12 protein-coding genes, 2 tRNA genes, 1 other RNA gene and 1 pseudogene are annotated in these 15754 nt (G+C 53.4%); 6 read left to right on the top strand and 10 right to left on the bottom strand.

Annotation, left to right across the window (positions count from 1 at the left end; all coding sequences use genetic code 11):
- Positions 1-511: 511 nt before the first annotated feature.
- From AC0TNG_RS23130 to ghrA, 3 genes and pseudogenes are all read right to left on the bottom strand, one after another.
- Positions 512-2305 carry a recombinase family protein gene (locus AC0TNG_RS23130; RefSeq protein WP_473713141.1) on the bottom strand — a complete coding sequence of 598 codons (1794 nt, stop codon included), beginning with the start codon at positions 2303-2305 and terminating at the stop codon, positions 512-514.
- Positions 2306-2356: 51 nt separating this feature from the next.
- Positions 2357-2764: pseudogene (locus AC0TNG_RS23125) on the bottom strand (PHP domain-containing protein); the annotation flags it as partial.
- Positions 2765-2848: 84 nt separating this feature from the next.
- The gene (gene ghrA / locus AC0TNG_RS23120) at positions 2849-3787 is read right to left on the bottom strand and encodes a glyoxylate/hydroxypyruvate reductase GhrA (protein ID WP_473713140.1); all 939 of its coding nucleotides are present in this window, start codon (positions 3785-3787) and stop codon (positions 2849-2851) included.
- A 232-nt stretch (positions 3788-4019) separates the two neighbouring features.
- Between ghrA and AC0TNG_RS23115 the strand changes: the two genes are divergently transcribed.
- Together AC0TNG_RS23115 and AC0TNG_RS23110 are read left to right on the top strand one after the other, a co-directional pair.
- Positions 4020-4107, top strand: a tRNA-Ser gene (locus AC0TNG_RS23115).
- 46 nt (positions 4108-4153) lie between these two features.
- Positions 4154-4290: non-coding RNA, RtT sRNA (locus tag AC0TNG_RS23110), on the top strand.
- A 132-nt stretch (positions 4291-4422) separates the two neighbouring features.
- Here the strand turns inward: AC0TNG_RS23110 and AC0TNG_RS23105 are convergent.
- Positions 4423-5328 carry a LysR family transcriptional regulator gene (locus AC0TNG_RS23105; RefSeq protein ID WP_024908979.1) on the bottom strand — a complete coding sequence of 302 codons (906 nt, stop codon included), beginning with the start codon at positions 5326-5328 and terminating at the stop codon, positions 4423-4425.
- A 109-nt stretch (positions 5329-5437) separates the two neighbouring features.
- Between AC0TNG_RS23105 and AC0TNG_RS23100 the strand changes: the two genes are divergently transcribed.
- The 3 genes from AC0TNG_RS23100 (at position 5438) to AC0TNG_RS23090 (ending at position 7221) form a co-directional block, all read left to right on the top strand.
- Entirely contained in the window at positions 5438-6298 is an 861-nt protein-coding gene (locus tag AC0TNG_RS23100; RefSeq protein WP_473713139.1) for a pirin family protein, read from the top strand.
- 20 nt (positions 6299-6318) lie between these two features.
- On the top strand, positions 6319-6996 hold the full coding sequence (locus AC0TNG_RS23095) for an isochorismatase family protein (protein WP_473713138.1): 678 nt from the start codon (positions 6319-6321) through the stop codon (positions 6994-6996).
- A 137-nt stretch (positions 6997-7133) separates the two neighbouring features.
- Positions 7134-7221: transfer RNA gene (locus tag AC0TNG_RS23090), tRNA-Ser, on the top strand.
- Positions 7222-7438: 217 nt separating this feature from the next.
- Here AC0TNG_RS23090 and phoH read toward each other — a convergent pair.
- The 4 genes from phoH to efeU form a co-directional block, all read right to left on the bottom strand.
- Positions 7439-8227, bottom strand: coding sequence for a phosphate starvation-inducible protein PhoH (gene phoH, locus AC0TNG_RS23085; protein WP_024908976.1), 789 nt, complete (start codon positions 8225-8227; stop codon positions 7439-7441).
- Between the two features lie 499 nt (positions 8228-8726).
- Positions 8727-10010, bottom strand: coding sequence for an iron uptake transporter deferrochelatase/peroxidase subunit (efeB, locus tag AC0TNG_RS23080; RefSeq protein WP_090417395.1), 1284 nt, complete (start codon positions 10008-10010; stop codon positions 8727-8729).
- Positions 10011-10015: 5 nt separating this feature from the next.
- Positions 10016-11143 (bottom strand): iron uptake system protein EfeO, encoded by a 1128-nt coding sequence (gene efeO, locus AC0TNG_RS23075; RefSeq protein ID WP_024908974.1) that lies wholly within the window; start codon positions 11141-11143, stop codon positions 10016-10018.
- Between the two features lie 40 nt (positions 11144-11183).
- Positions 11184-12017 carry an iron uptake transporter permease EfeU gene (gene efeU, locus AC0TNG_RS23070; RefSeq protein ID WP_023311093.1) on the bottom strand — a complete coding sequence of 278 codons (834 nt, stop codon included), beginning with the start codon at positions 12015-12017 and terminating at the stop codon, positions 11184-11186.
- Between the two features lie 251 nt (positions 12018-12268).
- On the opposite strand from efeU, the gene AC0TNG_RS23065 reads away from it, so the two are divergent.
- Positions 12269-13453 carry a NupC/NupG family nucleoside CNT transporter gene (locus tag AC0TNG_RS23065; RefSeq protein ID WP_024908972.1) on the top strand — a complete coding sequence of 395 codons (1185 nt, stop codon included), beginning with the start codon at positions 12269-12271 and terminating at the stop codon, positions 13451-13453.
- A gap of 71 nt (positions 13454-13524) precedes the next feature.
- Here AC0TNG_RS23065 and AC0TNG_RS23060 read toward each other — a convergent pair whose 3' ends face one another.
- Positions 13525-13944: a DUF3574 domain-containing protein gene (locus AC0TNG_RS23060; protein ID WP_032648964.1), complete on the bottom strand. Its 420-nt coding sequence runs from the start codon at positions 13942-13944 to the stop codon at positions 13525-13527.
- Between the two features lie 115 nt (positions 13945-14059).
- Positions 14060-15568, bottom strand: coding sequence for a sodium/proline symporter PutP (putP, locus tag AC0TNG_RS23055; protein ID WP_024909642.1), 1509 nt, complete (start codon positions 15566-15568; stop codon positions 14060-14062).
- Between the last annotated feature and the right edge of the window lie 186 nt (positions 15569-15754).

Here is a 15754-nt window from a genome sequence, read left to right as displayed (position 1 = left end):
TTAAACCACTATGGAGCTTTTTATGACCAATACTGTTAACTGGTGTATCAATCTAGATTAAGGTACTTGTATTGTTTTATTCATTTTCATGTGGCAGGCCTAGCCTAAGAAGGTAGGAGGCGACCCGATTACAACTTATAAATCATCAAACCACCGCTTGATGAAATCTATTATTCCAGACATTTTTATTTCGGCAAGCATTATTTTTGGATTGGAATAGGCCTTTCACCCTCAGCTCACCCTCAAGGCCTTTATTCATGCGACTTCCAAATACTTAAAATTTTTTTAATTGAAAACTGCTAAGAACTATAAATCTCAATAGTATTTGAACAGAATGGTATTGATAAGTATATTCCTCAAAAGTATTGCCAAAGTACATATACAATAAATCCCGATACTCTCGGGCTTAGTATTGTTACTTACGAAGTATCTGTTCATTAGTAACCATAAGTATATTTTAGTTCTGAGAGTGAAAAATAGGTACAAAAAAGCCCCAAGAGGGGCTTGTTAACTATTTGCGAGGCCAGAACATTCTACTATCAAGTTCAGGATAGTCCACGTGTGATAGAAGTTCTTTTGCCTGATGTAACATCATCATATTGGCGGCGTGTAACTCAGCGTATCGCTCTCTAACGCGTTCTAGTACTTCCTCTGGTACTTCACCACCAGTTACTTCAAGTTCTTGTTGTGAGAAAGGTAGAGCACCTACATAACACCCCCATTCATAAGGTGTGTTACCTGCTGAGAAGTTATAATACTCACTACTTCCTTTGATCTGAAAACTAATCATCAGACGGCGATCTACTTTCCATGCACGAACATCACCGATAGAGCTATAAACAATGTCACGTAGCTTACTGCGGTACTCATGTACTGGATCTTGGAGTACCCCATACTGTGCATACGTGAAGAAGTCCATCATTAGCCCTTCAAACGTATGATCCTCTGCTAACAGTTGCTTACGCTGCAATACTTCTAGTTCTAACACCAGATTAGATCTTGAGTCTTTCAACTCCTGAAGCTGTTCTATTACTTCATCAACATCACCTAAACCAGCAAGTACTAAGCTAGTACCATTACTGATTTTCTTACTTATATCTTCAATAAGTTTTTCGGTACTACTGATCTGTGCTGTGTAGTCCTCTTTTTCAACACCGCCTTTACGCTGTATGTTGATATAGGCAATAGTAGTAACAAGCATCAATGTATGCTCTACTAATATTCCTGGTAGTGACCATGTTTTACAATCGTTCTGGTGTCCTCTACCCTTCTCACAAAGATAACGAATAGTATCACCGTGACGCATTGCCATCATAGTACCGCCACAATGACCACACCGGAACAACTTCATACCAGCCAGTAAGTTGATATTATTCCTTTCGGCAATTACTTTACTGTTACCTTTTTCATCAGTAACTATCTTACCTTCACCAACCTTACCAATATACTTTGTAGTTTCACGTATCTGTTTAAGCCGTTCAAATTGACCTTCGGTTATTAATGCAGGAAAGTAGTTAGGTAATTCATAATTTTTACCATCTACAGTAATTTCACGTAACCCATACACTGCCTTATTGAATCGTAGTTTACGAATATTTGCAGTTTTCCATGCCTTACCTTTATATGCATGTGGGTACTTTTCATTAAGGTATTGCACTACCTTAAACACACTCATACCATCCATAAACATATTGATAGCATCTTGTGCGGGTTGCCATAATGTAGGGTGTCTACGGACTGCTTCGAACTTGCCTGTACTACAATCAATCCACCAAGGATGTGATCCAACCGCCTTAATGGTAGTAGGTAGTCCTGATTGAAAACGACGAATCATAGCTAACGCATTACCATTAGTACGATTCTGTTTTGTCTTACTCTCTTCATGTGCTCGCGTAAACAATAGAATACTAGTAAGTAAATCTATCGGATTATCTTTAATACCAGCACTTGTATATACTTTGTTATCCATGCCAGTGACTATAGTAATGCCACGTCGCAAGATACCCATGAATAGTTCTAAGGCGATATCGATTTCATCACGGGTAATACGATCTAGTGACTCTACGAATAGATAGGCATTGTTAGGTATTAGCCCTTCATCAACTGCTGCTAAAAACTTAGATAGTGCTCCAGACTTTGAGTTATCCGATTTGAACCCTGAAATTCCCGCATCGACGATTTCAACTACTTCCAGATCATTACGTTTTGCGTACTCTTCTGCTGCGAAAGTTTGTCGAGCTTTTGTAGTACCGTCTGACTGAACCGCACTAGACCAACGCTGATACGAGTACAATTTCCGCTTCATCTACACATTTCCCTTTAAAAACAACGAGTTATTTTAATGTGTAGAAATTCGTTTAGGATTACCGGGGTGGCTGATAATGTGCACATTGCCGCTGGCGATAGTGGCAATCATCGCCGCGGTGTTGGTCTCTTTATCCTGAGGCGGGAAAACCGGCTCATGAAAACCGGCGAGGATAAGGTCCAGAGACGTCAGCATCGGGCCGGTGCAGTCGATCTCACCGTCGATATTTTTGATATTCGCCTCAATGCCGCGCAGTATCCCAATGCCGTCCACCAGACGTGGCCAGATCCGCATATTCACAAAATGCCAGTAGTGCGGCGCATCCGCCATGTCCGGACCATGATCGGTGATCGCGAACAGCTTAATACCTTTAAGCTTCGCCTGAGCGATATAATCATGGAGGTTGCTGTACGCGTGGGTGCTGGCGACGGTGTGCATATGCAGGTCAACGGGATACATCTCTTTCTCCTCTGCGGTTTTTCCAAAGGATAGCAGTTATCAGCGGCGAATATTAGCAAAAACCCGGCGAACGCCGGGTTTCTCTCAGTAGCCGCGCTGTCTGTCGACCTGCCCGGTGACCGCATGACCCTTTTCCATTTCGCTGATGGTATGGGATATATAGGCCACCGCTTCTGCCGGACGCGTCACGGCAGCCACGTGCGGGGTCATCGCGACGCGCGGGTGCTTCCACAGCGGGCTTTCCGCGGGCAGCGGTTCACGGCTATAGACATCCAGCATGGCGCCTTTTAGCTTTCCGCTGTCCAGGACCTTCAGCAGATCGGACTCGACCAGATGCACCCCGCGCGCCAGGTTCATCAGGTAGCTCTGATCGACGAGCTGATTGAGCAAGGTTTCATTGATGATCCCTACCGTTTCCGCCGTGTTTGGCAGCAGGTTGATCAGCACGCGCGTGCCGTTCAGAAAGGCCGGAAGCTCATCCGTTCCGGCAAAACTCTCGACGCCCGGATAGTCCTTACGGCTGCGGCTCCAGCAGCGCAGCGGGAAGCCCCACGGAGCGAGTGCTTCTGCCACTTTTGAGCCCAGCACGCCCGCACCGAGGATGCCGATCGTAAAGTCTTCGCGACGGTACTCAGGCAGCGGCTCCCAGTGGGCCTGCTGTTTAAAGGCCTGATAGTCATCAAAGCGGCGGAACCAGTGCAGTACCTGGCTGACGGCATATTCCTGCATTTGCTGGCCCATTCCGGTATCTTCGAGGCGGAACAGAGGGATCTCTTCCGGCAGCATTTCAGGGTGTGCCTTCAGTTTGCTCAGAATGGAATCCACCCCAGCTCCCAGGGCAAAAACGGCCTTCAGCTTGCGGCCCTGCAGCATCTCAACCGGCGGGTGCCAGACCAGCGCATAGTCGGCATGTTCATTATCGCCACGCTTCCACTCGCGAACGCGTGCGCCGGGCAGCGCCGCCGAAAGTGCGTCAATCCAGTAAGCGGTATCAAATGTAGGGTGATAGAAGAGAATATCCATAGTTATTCCTGCCTTTTATTGCGCTGTTTTGTTTTCATTTTCAAATGGATTGCCAGCATAACAAATTTATCAGGAAACCGCGTTGCTGATAAAAAAGACGCTTTCAGCACATTTAAGAATCATGTTGCCTGAAGTTTGTCTAAACGCGCTAAATTACTGAAAAAGTGGGTTGACGGCCGTTCGGCTTTTCCTTACATTAGCGCCCGTCCCGGCAACAACGGGATGACAATATGGTGAGGTGTCCGAGTGGCTGAAGGAGCACGCCTGGAAAGTGTGTATACGGCAACGTATCGGGGGTTCGAATCCCCCCCTCACCGCCATATTTAAAGAAGAGCTCGCATGAAAATGCGGGCTTTTTTTTCGCATATTGCACGCATGCAGGGGGGATGAGAATCCCCGACCGGGGTTCGACAACTGGCGACAGCCAGTTGGACAGACTGTGAGCGTCGCGAACAGGCTGCCCGCAGGGCGAGCGAAGCGAGTCAATCCCCCCCTCACCGCCATATTCGAGATGAGAGCTCGTACGAAAGTACGGGCTTTTTTCTTTTATATTCTCCGAAAGGGGGGATTCGAACCTTGAAACTCCCTGCGCTCTTTATGTCGGGTGGCGCTGCGCTTACCCGACCTACGAAAAGCTACTCTTCCACCATCTTCGCATACTCTTCAGTCAGAAAATCCACCAGCGTCCTGACCGACGGCAACATGCCGCGCCGCGAAGGATAAACCGCGTGAATCACTTCCCGTCGGGGTTCCCACGCGTCCAGCACCCGTACCAGTTCCCCTGACGCAAGCTGATCCTTCACCATTAATATCGGCAACTGTACAACGCCCACGCCCGCCATCGCCGCTTCCCGCAGTGCCAGCATGTCGGTGGTAATAAAGCGCGGTGCGTAGTGGATCTCCGCTTTCGCCCCCTCTGGACCACTGAGCTCCCATTTATGCACCTGTTTACCGGCCCCCATACTTAAACCAGGCCATTCACTGAGCTCGGAAGGCATTCGCGGTTTACCCATACGTTCAATCAACTGCGGACTTGCCACCAGGCAATGCCCCCTGTCAGCCAGTACCCTTAAGACCAGATCGCTGTCATCAAACGGACGCGGACGCACGCGGATAGCGACATCAATACCTTCGCCAACAAGATCGACCCGACGATTGGTGGCCTCAAGCTGGAGATTAATCCCGGGGTAGCGCGCCATAAACCGCGCCAGCATCGGCCCCACGTGGACGTGCAGTAACGTGACGGGACAGGTGATCCTGACGACGCCGCGCGGCTCAGCCTGCAGCGCAGCAACGGCCTCCTCTGCCGCTTCTGCTTCTATCAGCATTGCCTTACAGTGCTGATAGAAAGTGTGCCCCACTTCCGTCACCGTAAACTGCCGCGTCGTGCGCTGTATCAACCGTACGCCAAGCCGCTCCTCCAGCTGCGCGATCCTGCGGCTCAGTTTGGACTTGGGTTGGTCAAGCGCCCTTCCCGCCGCCGCAAACCCCCCGTAGTCCACCACCTTCACAAACCAGACGAAGTCATTGAGATCCTGCATAAGTCCTCATTGTTCTATTTTCGGAACAGTGAATGCCATTTTCACTATCTACCGGGATATTAACCCTGAATATAAGCTAATTACATCAACAGAACATCAGGAGTTAATCATGAAAAACGTAACAGGCGTTTATACCGCTCCTCGTCAGCACTGGGTTGGCGATGGTTTCCCGGTCCGTTCAATGTTCTCTTATCAAACCCACGGCGAGCCGCTGAGTCCGTTCCTGCTGCTGGACTACGCAGGCCCGTACACCTTTCCGGCAGATGGTGCGAAACGCGGCGTAGGCCAGCATCCTCACCGGGGTTTTGAAACGGTCACTATCGTCTATTCCGGTGAAGTGGAGCATCGCGACTCCACGGGCAAAGGCGGCGTGATTGGCCCCGGCGACGTGCAGTGGATGACCGCAGGCGCAGGTATTTTGCACGAGGAGTTCCACTCAAGCGCGTTCTCGCAGAAAGGCGGAGAACTGAAAATGATGCAGCTTTGGGTCAACCTCCCTGCGAAAGACAAGATGGCCGCACCGGGCTACCAGAGCATCACGAAAGCCGACATCCCGGTGGTGACGCTGCCTGACAACGGTGGAACGCTGCGGGTTATTGCCGGTCGCTACGACACGGTTACCGGCCCGGCGCACACCTTCTCACCGCTCAACGTCTGGGACATCGCGCTGAACCAGGGAAGCCATCTGACGCTCAATCAGCCCGAAGGCTGGAGCACCGCGCTGGTGGTGCTTGAGGGCAACATCACGATGAACGGTACCACTCAGGCAGGTGAAGCCCAGCTGGTCGTACTGAGTCAGGAAGGCGACAAACTGCACCTTGAGGCAAGCAGCGATGCAAAAGTGCTGCTGATGGCCGGCGAGCCGCTGAATGAACCCATCGTGGGCTATGGCCCGTTTGTGATGAACAGTAAAAGCGAAATCAACGAAGCCATTCGTGATTTCAACTCCGGCCGCTTCGGCCAGATCTGAACGTAATAAAGGAGAAGAAGATGTCTACACCTGCTAATTTTAATGGCTCCCGTCCGGTTATTGATGTGAACGATGCGGTGATGTTGCTTATCGATCACCAGAGCGGTCTGTTCCAGACCGTCGGAGATATGCCAATGCCAGAGTTGCGCGCTCGTGCGGCAGCGTTAGCGAAGATCGCGACCCTGGCGAAGATCCCGGTGATCACCACCGCGTCCGTTCCACAGGGACCGAACGGACCGCTTATCTCGGAGATCCACGCCAACGCGCCGCATGCGCAATATGTTGCCCGTAAAGGTGAAATCAACGCCTGGGATAACCCGGAGTTCGTGGCTGCGGTAAAAGCCACCGGGCGCAAAACGTTGATTATTGCGGGCACTATCACCAGCGTCTGCATGGCCTTCCCGTCAATTAGCGCGGTGGCGGACGGGTACAAAGTATTTGCGGTGATTGATGCCTCCGGCACCTACAGCAAGATGGCGCAGGAGATCACCCTGGCGCGCGTGGTGCAGGCCGGTGTGGTTCCGATGGATACGGCGGCGGTGGCCTCTGAGATCCAGCGAACCTGGAACCGTGAGGACGCGGCGGAGTGGGCTGAGGTATACACCCACATCTTCCCGGCTTACCAGCTGCTGATCGAAAGCTACGGCAAAGCACAGGAAGTGGTTAAAAACAGCGAAGTGCTCGATTCTCAGCGTTAATAACCCGTGCTGCGACAAGAGCTGATTAAGGCTTAACCGAACGCACACGAATACAGAAAATCTGCTTGACCGTTTTAGCGCAACTCCCTATAGTAGCGCCCCGTTGCCCCCCAAGCGGTCAGGCAGCAAAACAATATGGTGAGGTGTCCGAGTGGCTGAAGGAGCACGCCTGGAAAGTGTGTATACGGCAACGTATCGGGGGTTCGAATCCCCCCCTCACCGCCATATTTAAGATGAGAGCTCGTACGAAAGTACGGGCTTTTTTCTTTTGGCTCGCACCTGGGGATTCGAACCTTGAGACTCCCTGCGCTCTTTATGCCTGGTGGCGCTGCGCTTACCAGGCCTACGGGTATTGTAGGTCGGGTAAGCGCAGCGCCACCCGACATCATGCCCGCACAAAAAACAAAGCCCGGTTTCCCGGGCCTTGAACACAACAGCAAACTCAATAATACGCTTGCAGCGTGCGCTGGCAGAGCGCCGAACGCACGCAGTCCTCTTTGGTGAAGCGTACCACCCCAATCATCTCATCTTCCTCAAAACGTGACATGGCGTCGCTCAGCCCGGATTTCACGCCGGATGGCAGGTCACACTGGGTAATATCGCCGTTAACGATAACCGTCACGTTCTCCCCGAGGCGCGTTAAGAACATCTTCATTTGCGCAGCGGTCACGTTCTGAGCCTCGTCAAGAATGACGACCGCATTTTCAAATGTACGTCCGCGCATATAGGCGAACGGCGCGATTTCCACCTTGCCAATCTCTGGTCGCAGGCAGTACTGCATGAAGGATGCACCCAGCCGCTTCACCAGCACGTCATAGACGGGCCTGAAGTACGGGGCAAACTTCTCCGAAATATCTCCGGGCAAGAAGCCGAGATCTTCATCAGCCTGCAGTACCGGACGGGTAACAATGATTCTTTCCACGTCCTTATGGATCAGCGCTTCCGCCGCTTTGGCTGCACTAATCCAGGTTTTCCCGCATCCGGCTTCACCGGTTGCAAAGATGAGCTGTTTACTCTCGATAGCATTCAGGTAGTGCGCCTGAGCCTCATTGCGCGCCACAATTGGAGAATTATCACGGCTGTCTCGGGCCATGCCAATTGCTTCTACGCCACTCATCTGCACAAGCGAGGTGACCGATTCTTCTTCACGCTGTTTATGGCTACGTGAATCCCGTCTCAGCACACGTTTTGCTTCGCGACGAGCTTTGATCACTGCTTTTTGTCTTCCCATGGATAGCACCTTGAGTTGTTGGTATTCATCACACGCGCCAGCTTCGGCACGATTATGCGCACGAACATCAGAGGGTTGGCTTCCTTGTAAGCCATTGCTTGCTTTATCGGATGACGATACGGAACAGCTACGCGCACCGTTCTGCACGTCGGTCGAATCAGATTCTTGAGGAAGGGGGGAGAATTTAGTGGTGAGGAAATCGCTGCCGGAGTCTGAGCCTCCGCGCCGGGTGCTGCGGTTGTTATGTTTACCTTGTCCAGTACAGGACGCAACCATTCGCGATCTCCATAGTGATTCAGCATCACTGCCGGGAACTACCGCTGTCTTATCTTAAGTACATCAGGAGTTATCACAAATGCAACATTTATTTTACCTGAATGCAACTTTTAAGACTGCACCTGCAGTGGATTCAGTCTTATATAGAAATATTACAGAAATATAACAACAAGATAGTCATATGAAAAAATAATGTCCCCGCGAACTATCGCAGGGACGATTATCAGGCTTCGATCAGCCCTTGAGCGAGGTACGCGTTACTGTCGCGCGCCCCTGGCAGGGCAAAGAAATAGCCGCCGCCGATAGGTTTAATGTACTCTTCCAGCGCTTCACCGTTGAGCCGCTTCTGCACGGTGAGAAAGCCCTTTTCCAGATCGTGCTGATAGCAGACGAACAGTAGCCCCATATCAAGCTGACCGGAGTTGGTCACGCCGAGCGAGTAGCTGTAGCCCCGACGCATCATCAGGCTCGACTGCGTCTCTTTGGTTCGCGGATTGGCAAGGCGAATATGGCTGTCGAGCGCAATTACATCGCCATTGGGATCGCGGGCGTAGTCAGGCACATCATGCTCGTTCTTCATACCGAGCGGTGCCCCGCTTTGCTTATCCCGACCAAAGATCGTCTGCTGCTCTTTCAGCGGCGTGCGGTCCCAGAACTCCACGTGGAACTGAATAATCCGCACCGCCTGATAGCTGCCGCCCACCGCCCATGCCGGTTCGCCCTGATCGGCAGTGACCCACACCACCTCCTTCATGAGCGCACCGTCGTGGCTGTCCGGGTTGGCCGTACCGTCCTTAAAGCCCAGCAGGTTCACCGGTGTCTCTTTTCCTTTGCTGCGGGCGGCGTGGTCCGAGATAAACCCTTCCCGCTTCCAGCGCACGCTCAGCAGATCCGGCGTGTGCTTGATGATGTCGCGCAGGGCGTGGATCACCGTGTCCTGGGTATTGGCGCAGATCTGCAGGAGCAGGTCGCCATGACACAGCGCCGCATCCAGGGAGTCATTCGGGAAGCGCGTCATTTTTTGCAGCGCCTTCGGCTTCTGTTTTGCCAGCCCATAGCGCGCGTCAAACAGCGATTCACCGAGCGAAACGGTAATGGTCAGGTTATCCGGGGCGATAAACGGCCCCAGAATGCCGGAGTCCATTGGCGGCAGACGCGGGTTCGGCGTATCGGGCGCCGGTCCACCGGCGGTAAGAAACGCGATGCGCGTCGTCAGCAGGCGGAACAGGCGTTCCAGATCGGCTTTATCGCTGGCCAGCGAATCAAAGGCCACCAGCATCATAGACGCCTGCTGCGGCGTCAGGATACCCGACTGATGCTCGCCATAAAACGGCTGCGTCTCCATGCGGGCATTGGGTGACAGCGTGCCGGGTGCGCTTTGCGGTTTCGCCGCATGCGCCACCGGACAACCACCGGCCAGAGCAAGCGCGCCCCCCAGCGCCCCTACTCCCTTTAACAACCGACGACGTGAAGGCTCAACCACGTCGTTCTCGCTATGCTTATTCATCGTGCTTAGTCCAGACCCAGTACGCCACGCAGCAGAGACAGATCTTCCGCCAGGGCGGTGATCGGACCTTTCAGCGCGTTGCGGTCGGCATCGGTCAGCTTGTCGTAGGTCTCAAACCCGTCTTTGGTGCGGTACTTCGCCAGAATGGTGTCGACCTTTTTGAAGTTGGCATCCACTTTGGCCAGCAGCTCGCCGTTCTCTTTCTGCAGCTGAGGGCGCAGCAGGTTAACAATTTTCTGCGCGCCGTCGACGTTGGCCTGGAAGTCCCACAGATCGGTATGGCTGTAGCGATCTTCTTCGCCGCTGATTTTGCTGGCGGCCACTTCTTCAATCAGCCCGGCCGCGCCGCCCACCACTTTTGACGGCGGGAAGGCCAGCTCGCTGATGCGCTTTTGCAGCTCCAGCACGTCGCTGTTCAGCTGGTCGGCATACTTCTCCATCCCTTTGGCAGAATTATCGCCGAACAGGGCTTTCTCCAGACGGTGGAAACCGGTGAATTTCGGATCGGCGGCTTTCTGCTCGAAATCATCTTCGCGGGCGTCAATGCTGCCATCCAGGTCAGAGAAGAGCTCGGCAATCGGCTCGATGCGCTCGTAGTGCTGACGGGTTGGCGCATAGAGGGATTTCGCTTTTTCGATATCCCCGGCCTTCACCGCATCGGTAAAGGCTTTGGTTGCCGTCGCCAGGTCCGCCGTCTCTTTGGTGACGTAGGCTTTATACGCGGTAATCGCATCGCCCAGGCTCAGCACCGCAGCGCCTTTCGCCGCATCGGCCGTCGCTTCACCTTTGACGATAAGCTTCCCTTTAGGGTTGGTCAGCAGACCGCAGGTCATTTCATACTCGCCCGGCTGCAGGTTGGCGGTCATCTTCTGGCTGAAGCCAGGGGCGATATTTTCACGCTCTTCCACCACCAGAACCCCTTTCAGGATCTCCCACTCCAGCGCCTTCTGGCTGTGGTTCTGAATAATGAACTGGGTTTTACCGCTGTTCACCGTGAGGGTCATCGGCTCGCACTGCTTATCGTTGACGGTGACCTTTACCTGTGGAACATCCGCGCCCCAGGCGGAGAATGCAGAAGCGAACAGCGCGGCAATGCCTGCGCATAACGCACTACGACGGAACTGAATTGCCATAACTCTTCCCTTTAAAAGTATGTTGTAACTAAATCAACTATTACGGCGCAACGCGCGACGCCTGCGTGCCGGTACGCGGCGGCATAGCGAACAGCACCAGCGCCGGAACCAGATAAATAAAGTACATCGCCACTTCGCTGACGCTCGGCGTTTCCTGATAGCCGAAGATACCTTCGAGCAGGGTGCCGGTCAGAGAGTGCGTGGAGAGGACGTTGCTGAGGTCGAACGCCACGTCCTGGAAGTGGTTCCACAGGCCCGCTTCATGGAAGGCGCGAATCGCCCCTGCCGCCAGACCCGCGGCCACCAGCAGAATAAACAGGCTGGTCCACTTGAAGAAGGCGCCCAGGTTCAGGCGGATACCGCCCCAGTACAGCAGGAAACCGAGCACCACGGCCGTGGCGAGACCCAGCATGGCCCCCAGCGGCGGCCAGATCCCCACATCCTGCTGAAACGCCGCCAGCAGGAAGAAAACAGACTCCAGCCCTTCGCGCGCGACGGCGAAAAAGACCATCATAATGAGCGCCCAGCCGTGGTTATTGCCCTTTTGCAGCGCGTTATCCACCGCCTGCTCCAGCTGCACCTTCACGTTACGGGAGACCTTACGCATCCAGAACACCATCCAGGTGAGGATCACCACCGCAATCACGGCGACGATACCCTCAAACAACTCCTGCTCTTTCTGCGGAAACTCGCCGGTGGTTTCGTTGATGAGGATCCCCAGGCCCAGACAGAGCGCCGCGGCAAGGAAGACCCCGACCCACATGACGCCAATCCAGCGCCCGCGCTGGGTTCGCTTCAGATAACTGGCGATGAGGCTCACGATAAGGGCGGCTTCGAGCCCTTCACGTAACATAATGAGAAATGGAACAAACATGCCGACACCTTAAATGTTTATCGCGGTCAACTGATGCAAAGAAAGGTAAATTCTTGTGATAGTGATTATCATTACGGCAGAAAGAAACACAAGCGAAATGTGCGGTGTTTTGATAACGAGTTGTAAACGCCCAGCCTGATAATAGTTTCAGGCGTTATCGTTAAGTTTATAAGTTATAACGAAAATGCCCATTTACGCTGATTCAGGGCTGTGGCTAAATAACCGCCTCAAACACCTGGTGAAATTAAATTATGTTTAAAATTGTCCATTTCCTGCTGGCGCTGGTCATTATTCTCGCGCTTGCCTGGCTGGTGAGTTTCGACCGCCGAAAAATTCGCATTCGTTTTGTTTTACAGCTGATTGTCATAGAAATTGCCCTGGCGTTCTTTTTCCTTCACGCCGAAAGCGGGTTATTCCTGATTAAATACGTCTCAGGATTTTTTGAGTCGCTGCTCAAATTTGCCGGTGAAGGCACCAATTTCGTCTTTGGCGGCATGGGAGAAAAAGGGCTGGCGTTCATTTTCCTCGGCGTACTTTGCCCGATTATTTTCATTTCCGCGCTGATTGGTATTCTTCAGCACTGGCGGATCCTGCCGATTTTTATTCGGGTAATCGGTACGCTGCTGTCAAAACTGAACGGTATGGGCAAGCTGGAATCCTTTAACGCGGTGAGTTCGCTGATCCTCGGCCAGTCGGAAAACTTCATTGCCTACAAAGGCGTGCTGGGCGATCTCTCCTCTCGTCGACTCTTCACCATGGCAGCCACGGCGATGTCGACGGTCTCCCTGTCGATTGTCGGGGCGTATATGACCATGCTCGACGCTAAATTTGTCGTCGCGGCGCTGATTCTGAACATGTTCAGCACCTTTATTATTCTCACGGTCATCAACCCGACGCGCCCGGAAGCGGAGCCGGATATCAAACTGGAAAAACTGCATGAATCGCAGAGCTTCTTCGAGATGCTTGGCGAGTATATTCTGGCCGGTTTTAAAGTGGCGATGATTATTCTGGCGATGCTGATTGGTTTTATCGCGCTTATTAGTGCCGTTAACGCCCTCTTCTCCAGCGTATTTGGCATGAGCTTCCAGCAGATCCTCGGCTATGTATTTTATCCCCTGGCATGGCTGGTAGGGATTCCTCTGAGCGATGCCTTAAACGCGGGCAGCATTATGGCAACCAAGCTGGTGGCGAATGAATTTGTGGCGATGATTGAGCTGCAAAAAATAGCGCACCAGATGTCCCCGCGCGGGCTGGGCATTTTATCCGTATTCCTGGTGTCGTTCGCGAACTTCGCCTCCATCGGTATCGTGGCCGGGGCGATTAAGGGCCTGAACGAGCAGCAGGGTAACGTGGTGTCGCGGTTTGGTCTGCGTCTGGTGTACGGTGCGACCCTGGTGAGCCTGCTGTCGGCGAGCTTTGCGGGGTTGGTGCTGTAAGTTTTGTGCCGGGTGGCGCTGCGCTTACCTGGCCTACAAAACAACAACGGCGGGTTATCCCGCCGTTTTCATTAAAACTGCACGCACACCGGCTGATCGACACGCATCACCGACTCCTGCGCGAAGCGTGATTTATAAATCCCGCGCAACGCTTCGATGTTCTTCTCGCTCTGCGCATCTTTACCGTGGATCAGCATCAACGCCTTGCTCGGTTCACGCGCCACTTTCCCGTCGTTCCCCAGCCACTGCCCGCGGGCATCAAACACCGTTAAGCCATCGCGGAAACGCGGCGTCACGTCCTGGTCAACAAACTGCTGCCATTCGTTGCTGGTGATCTGCGCCCCGGCAGGACGGTTTAAGCCGAAATAGAGCGTGGTTTGCTGCATCTGGTTATCCGCTTTGCAGGTTTCTACCGCCGCATGTTGCGATGGCGCGTTGCAGCCCGCCAGCATCAATAATGCCGCCGCCATTAACCCTGTTTTGATTGTCATGCTTCGCTATCCTCATTGTTATAAGCACATGGATATCACAGGAAAAGACGGATTTTGGCAAGAAAAAAGCCGGGTGCGCTTGCGCTTACCCGGCCTACGGTACTGCGTTAGAAAATTATTCCGGCTGCAGCTTAGACGGCGGTGCGGAGTGGTAGTGCGCGTCGGCTTCCGCAAAGCGTTTCTGCATGGAGGCAGACGGTGCTTTACCCAGCAGGCTGAAGACCACGATACCGATGCTGCCGAAGATGAAGCCAGGGATGATTTCGTACAGGCCCAGCCATGCGAACTGTTTCCAGACGATAACGGTCAGCGCACCGATAATCATTCCCGCCAGCGCGCCGTTACGGGTCATACGTGACCACATGACGGAGAACAGCACGACCGGACCAAACGCCGCACCAAAGCCCGCCCACGCGTAGCTCACGAGACCCAGCACGCGGTTTTCCGGGTTGGCCGCCAGCGCGATGGCAATCAGCGCCACCACCAGCACCATAAAGCGCCCTACCCACACCAGCTCTTTCTGGCTCGCGTTTTTACGCAGGAAGGCTTTGTAGAGGTCTTCGGTGATCGCACTGGAGCAGACCAGCAGCTGGCAGCTCAGGGTGGACATCACCGCCGCCAGGATCGCGGAGAGCAGAATACCGGCAATCCACGGGTTAAACAGAATCTGCGCCAGCTCGATAAACACGCGCTCGGCGTTCTGGTTTACCGCGCCCGCCTGCGCCGGGTTATTGCTGAAGTAGGCAATACCGAAGAAGCCGACCGCACACGCGCCCGCCAGACACAGAATCATCCACGTCATACTGATGCGGCGCGCATGAACGATGGTGTGGTGAGAATCCGCCGCCATAAAGCGCGCCAGGATGTGCGGCTGACCGAAGTAGCCCAGACCCCAGCCCATCAGGGAGACGATGGCGACAAAGTTCAGCCCTTTCAGCATGTCGACGTTTTCGATGCTCTTCTGCTTGATCACTTCCAGCGAATCGCCAAAGCCGCCAACGGTGAAAATCACAATCACCGGGGTCAGGATCAGCGCGAAGATCATCAGGCTCGCCTGCACGGTGTCGGTCCAGCTGACGGCCAGGAAGCCGCCCACGAAGGTATAGAGGATGGTCGCCGCCGCACCGGCCCACAGGGCGGTTTCGTAGCTCATGCCGAAGGTGCTTTCGAACAGGCGCGCACCGGCCACGATGCCGGAGGCACAGTAGATGGTGAAGAACACCAGGATCACCACCGCCGAGATAATACGCAGCACGCGGCTGTTATCTTCAAAGCGTCCGGTGAAATAGTCCGGCAGCGTCAGGGCGTTGTTGTTGGCCTCGGTGTGCACGCGCAGACGGCCTGCCACCAGCTTCCAGTTGATCCACGCGCCGACGGTCAGACCGATGGCAATCCAGCTTTCCGAGATACCGGAAATGAAAATCGCGCCCGGAAGCCCCATCAGCAGCCAGCCGCTCATGTCGGAAGCGCCCGCAGAGAGTGCGGTCACCATTGGGCCTAAACTGCGTCCGCCCAGAATGTAGTCGTCAAAGTTTTTCGTTGAACGCCACGCCAAAAACCCTATCAGGATCATGCCAAATATATAAACGAGAAATGTCACCAGCATCGGTGTGCTAATAGCCATTCAAATTCTCCAAAAGTGTCGAGCGACAACCGTCCGGGTTGCCTTGTTATATGATCACCGGAACGTGGTGACGGTATCTTGTGTTTCGGTGAGGCGCGCTATCCTGCCGTATGCGCCCTCCGCTGACAAACGATTTAACACTGCATTTACATCAATTTCATCCCCGGCTTGATACGAGTTTCCTAT

The organism is Enterobacter sp. PL_is514 (assembly GCF_055816715.1).
This window is presented reverse-complemented; position numbering and strand designations above follow the sequence as displayed.

Coding starts and splice junctions, on each gene's coding strand:
- AC0TNG_RS23095 (WP_473713138.1), top strand. CDS start 6,319: ATGTCTACACCTGCTAATTTTAATGGCTCCCGTCCGGTTATTGATGTG.
- AC0TNG_RS23105 (WP_024908979.1), bottom strand. CDS start 5,328: ATGCAGGATCTCAATGACTTCGTCTGGTTTGTGAAGGTGGTGGACTAC.
- efeO (WP_024908974.1), bottom strand. CDS start 11,143: ATGGCAATTCAGTTCCGTCGTAGTGCGTTATGCGCAGGCATTGCCGCG.
- AC0TNG_RS23130 (WP_473713141.1), bottom strand. CDS start 2,305: ATGAAGCGGAAATTGTACTCGTATCAGCGTTGGTCTAGTGCGGTTCAG.
- efeU (WP_023311093.1), bottom strand. CDS start 12,017: ATGTTTGTTCCATTTCTCATTATGTTACGTGAAGGGCTCGAAGCCGCC.
- putP (WP_024909642.1), bottom strand. CDS start 15,568: ATGGCTATTAGCACACCGATGCTGGTGACATTTCTCGTTTATATATTT.
- AC0TNG_RS23060 (WP_032648964.1), bottom strand. CDS start 13,944: ATGACAATCAAAACAGGGTTAATGGCGGCGGCATTATTGATGCTGGCG.
- phoH (WP_024908976.1), bottom strand. CDS start 8,227: ATGGGAAGACAAAAAGCAGTGATCAAAGCTCGTCGCGAAGCAAAACGT.
- AC0TNG_RS23100 (WP_473713139.1), top strand. CDS start 5,438: ATGAAAAACGTAACAGGCGTTTATACCGCTCCTCGTCAGCACTGGGTT.
- AC0TNG_RS23065 (WP_024908972.1), top strand. CDS start 12,269: ATGTTTAAAATTGTCCATTTCCTGCTGGCGCTGGTCATTATTCTCGCG.
- ghrA (WP_473713140.1), bottom strand. CDS start 3,787: ATGGATATTCTCTTCTATCACCCTACATTTGATACCGCTTACTGGATT.
- efeB (WP_090417395.1), bottom strand. CDS start 10,010: ATGAATAAGCATAGCGAGAACGACGTGGTTGAGCCTTCACGTCGTCGG.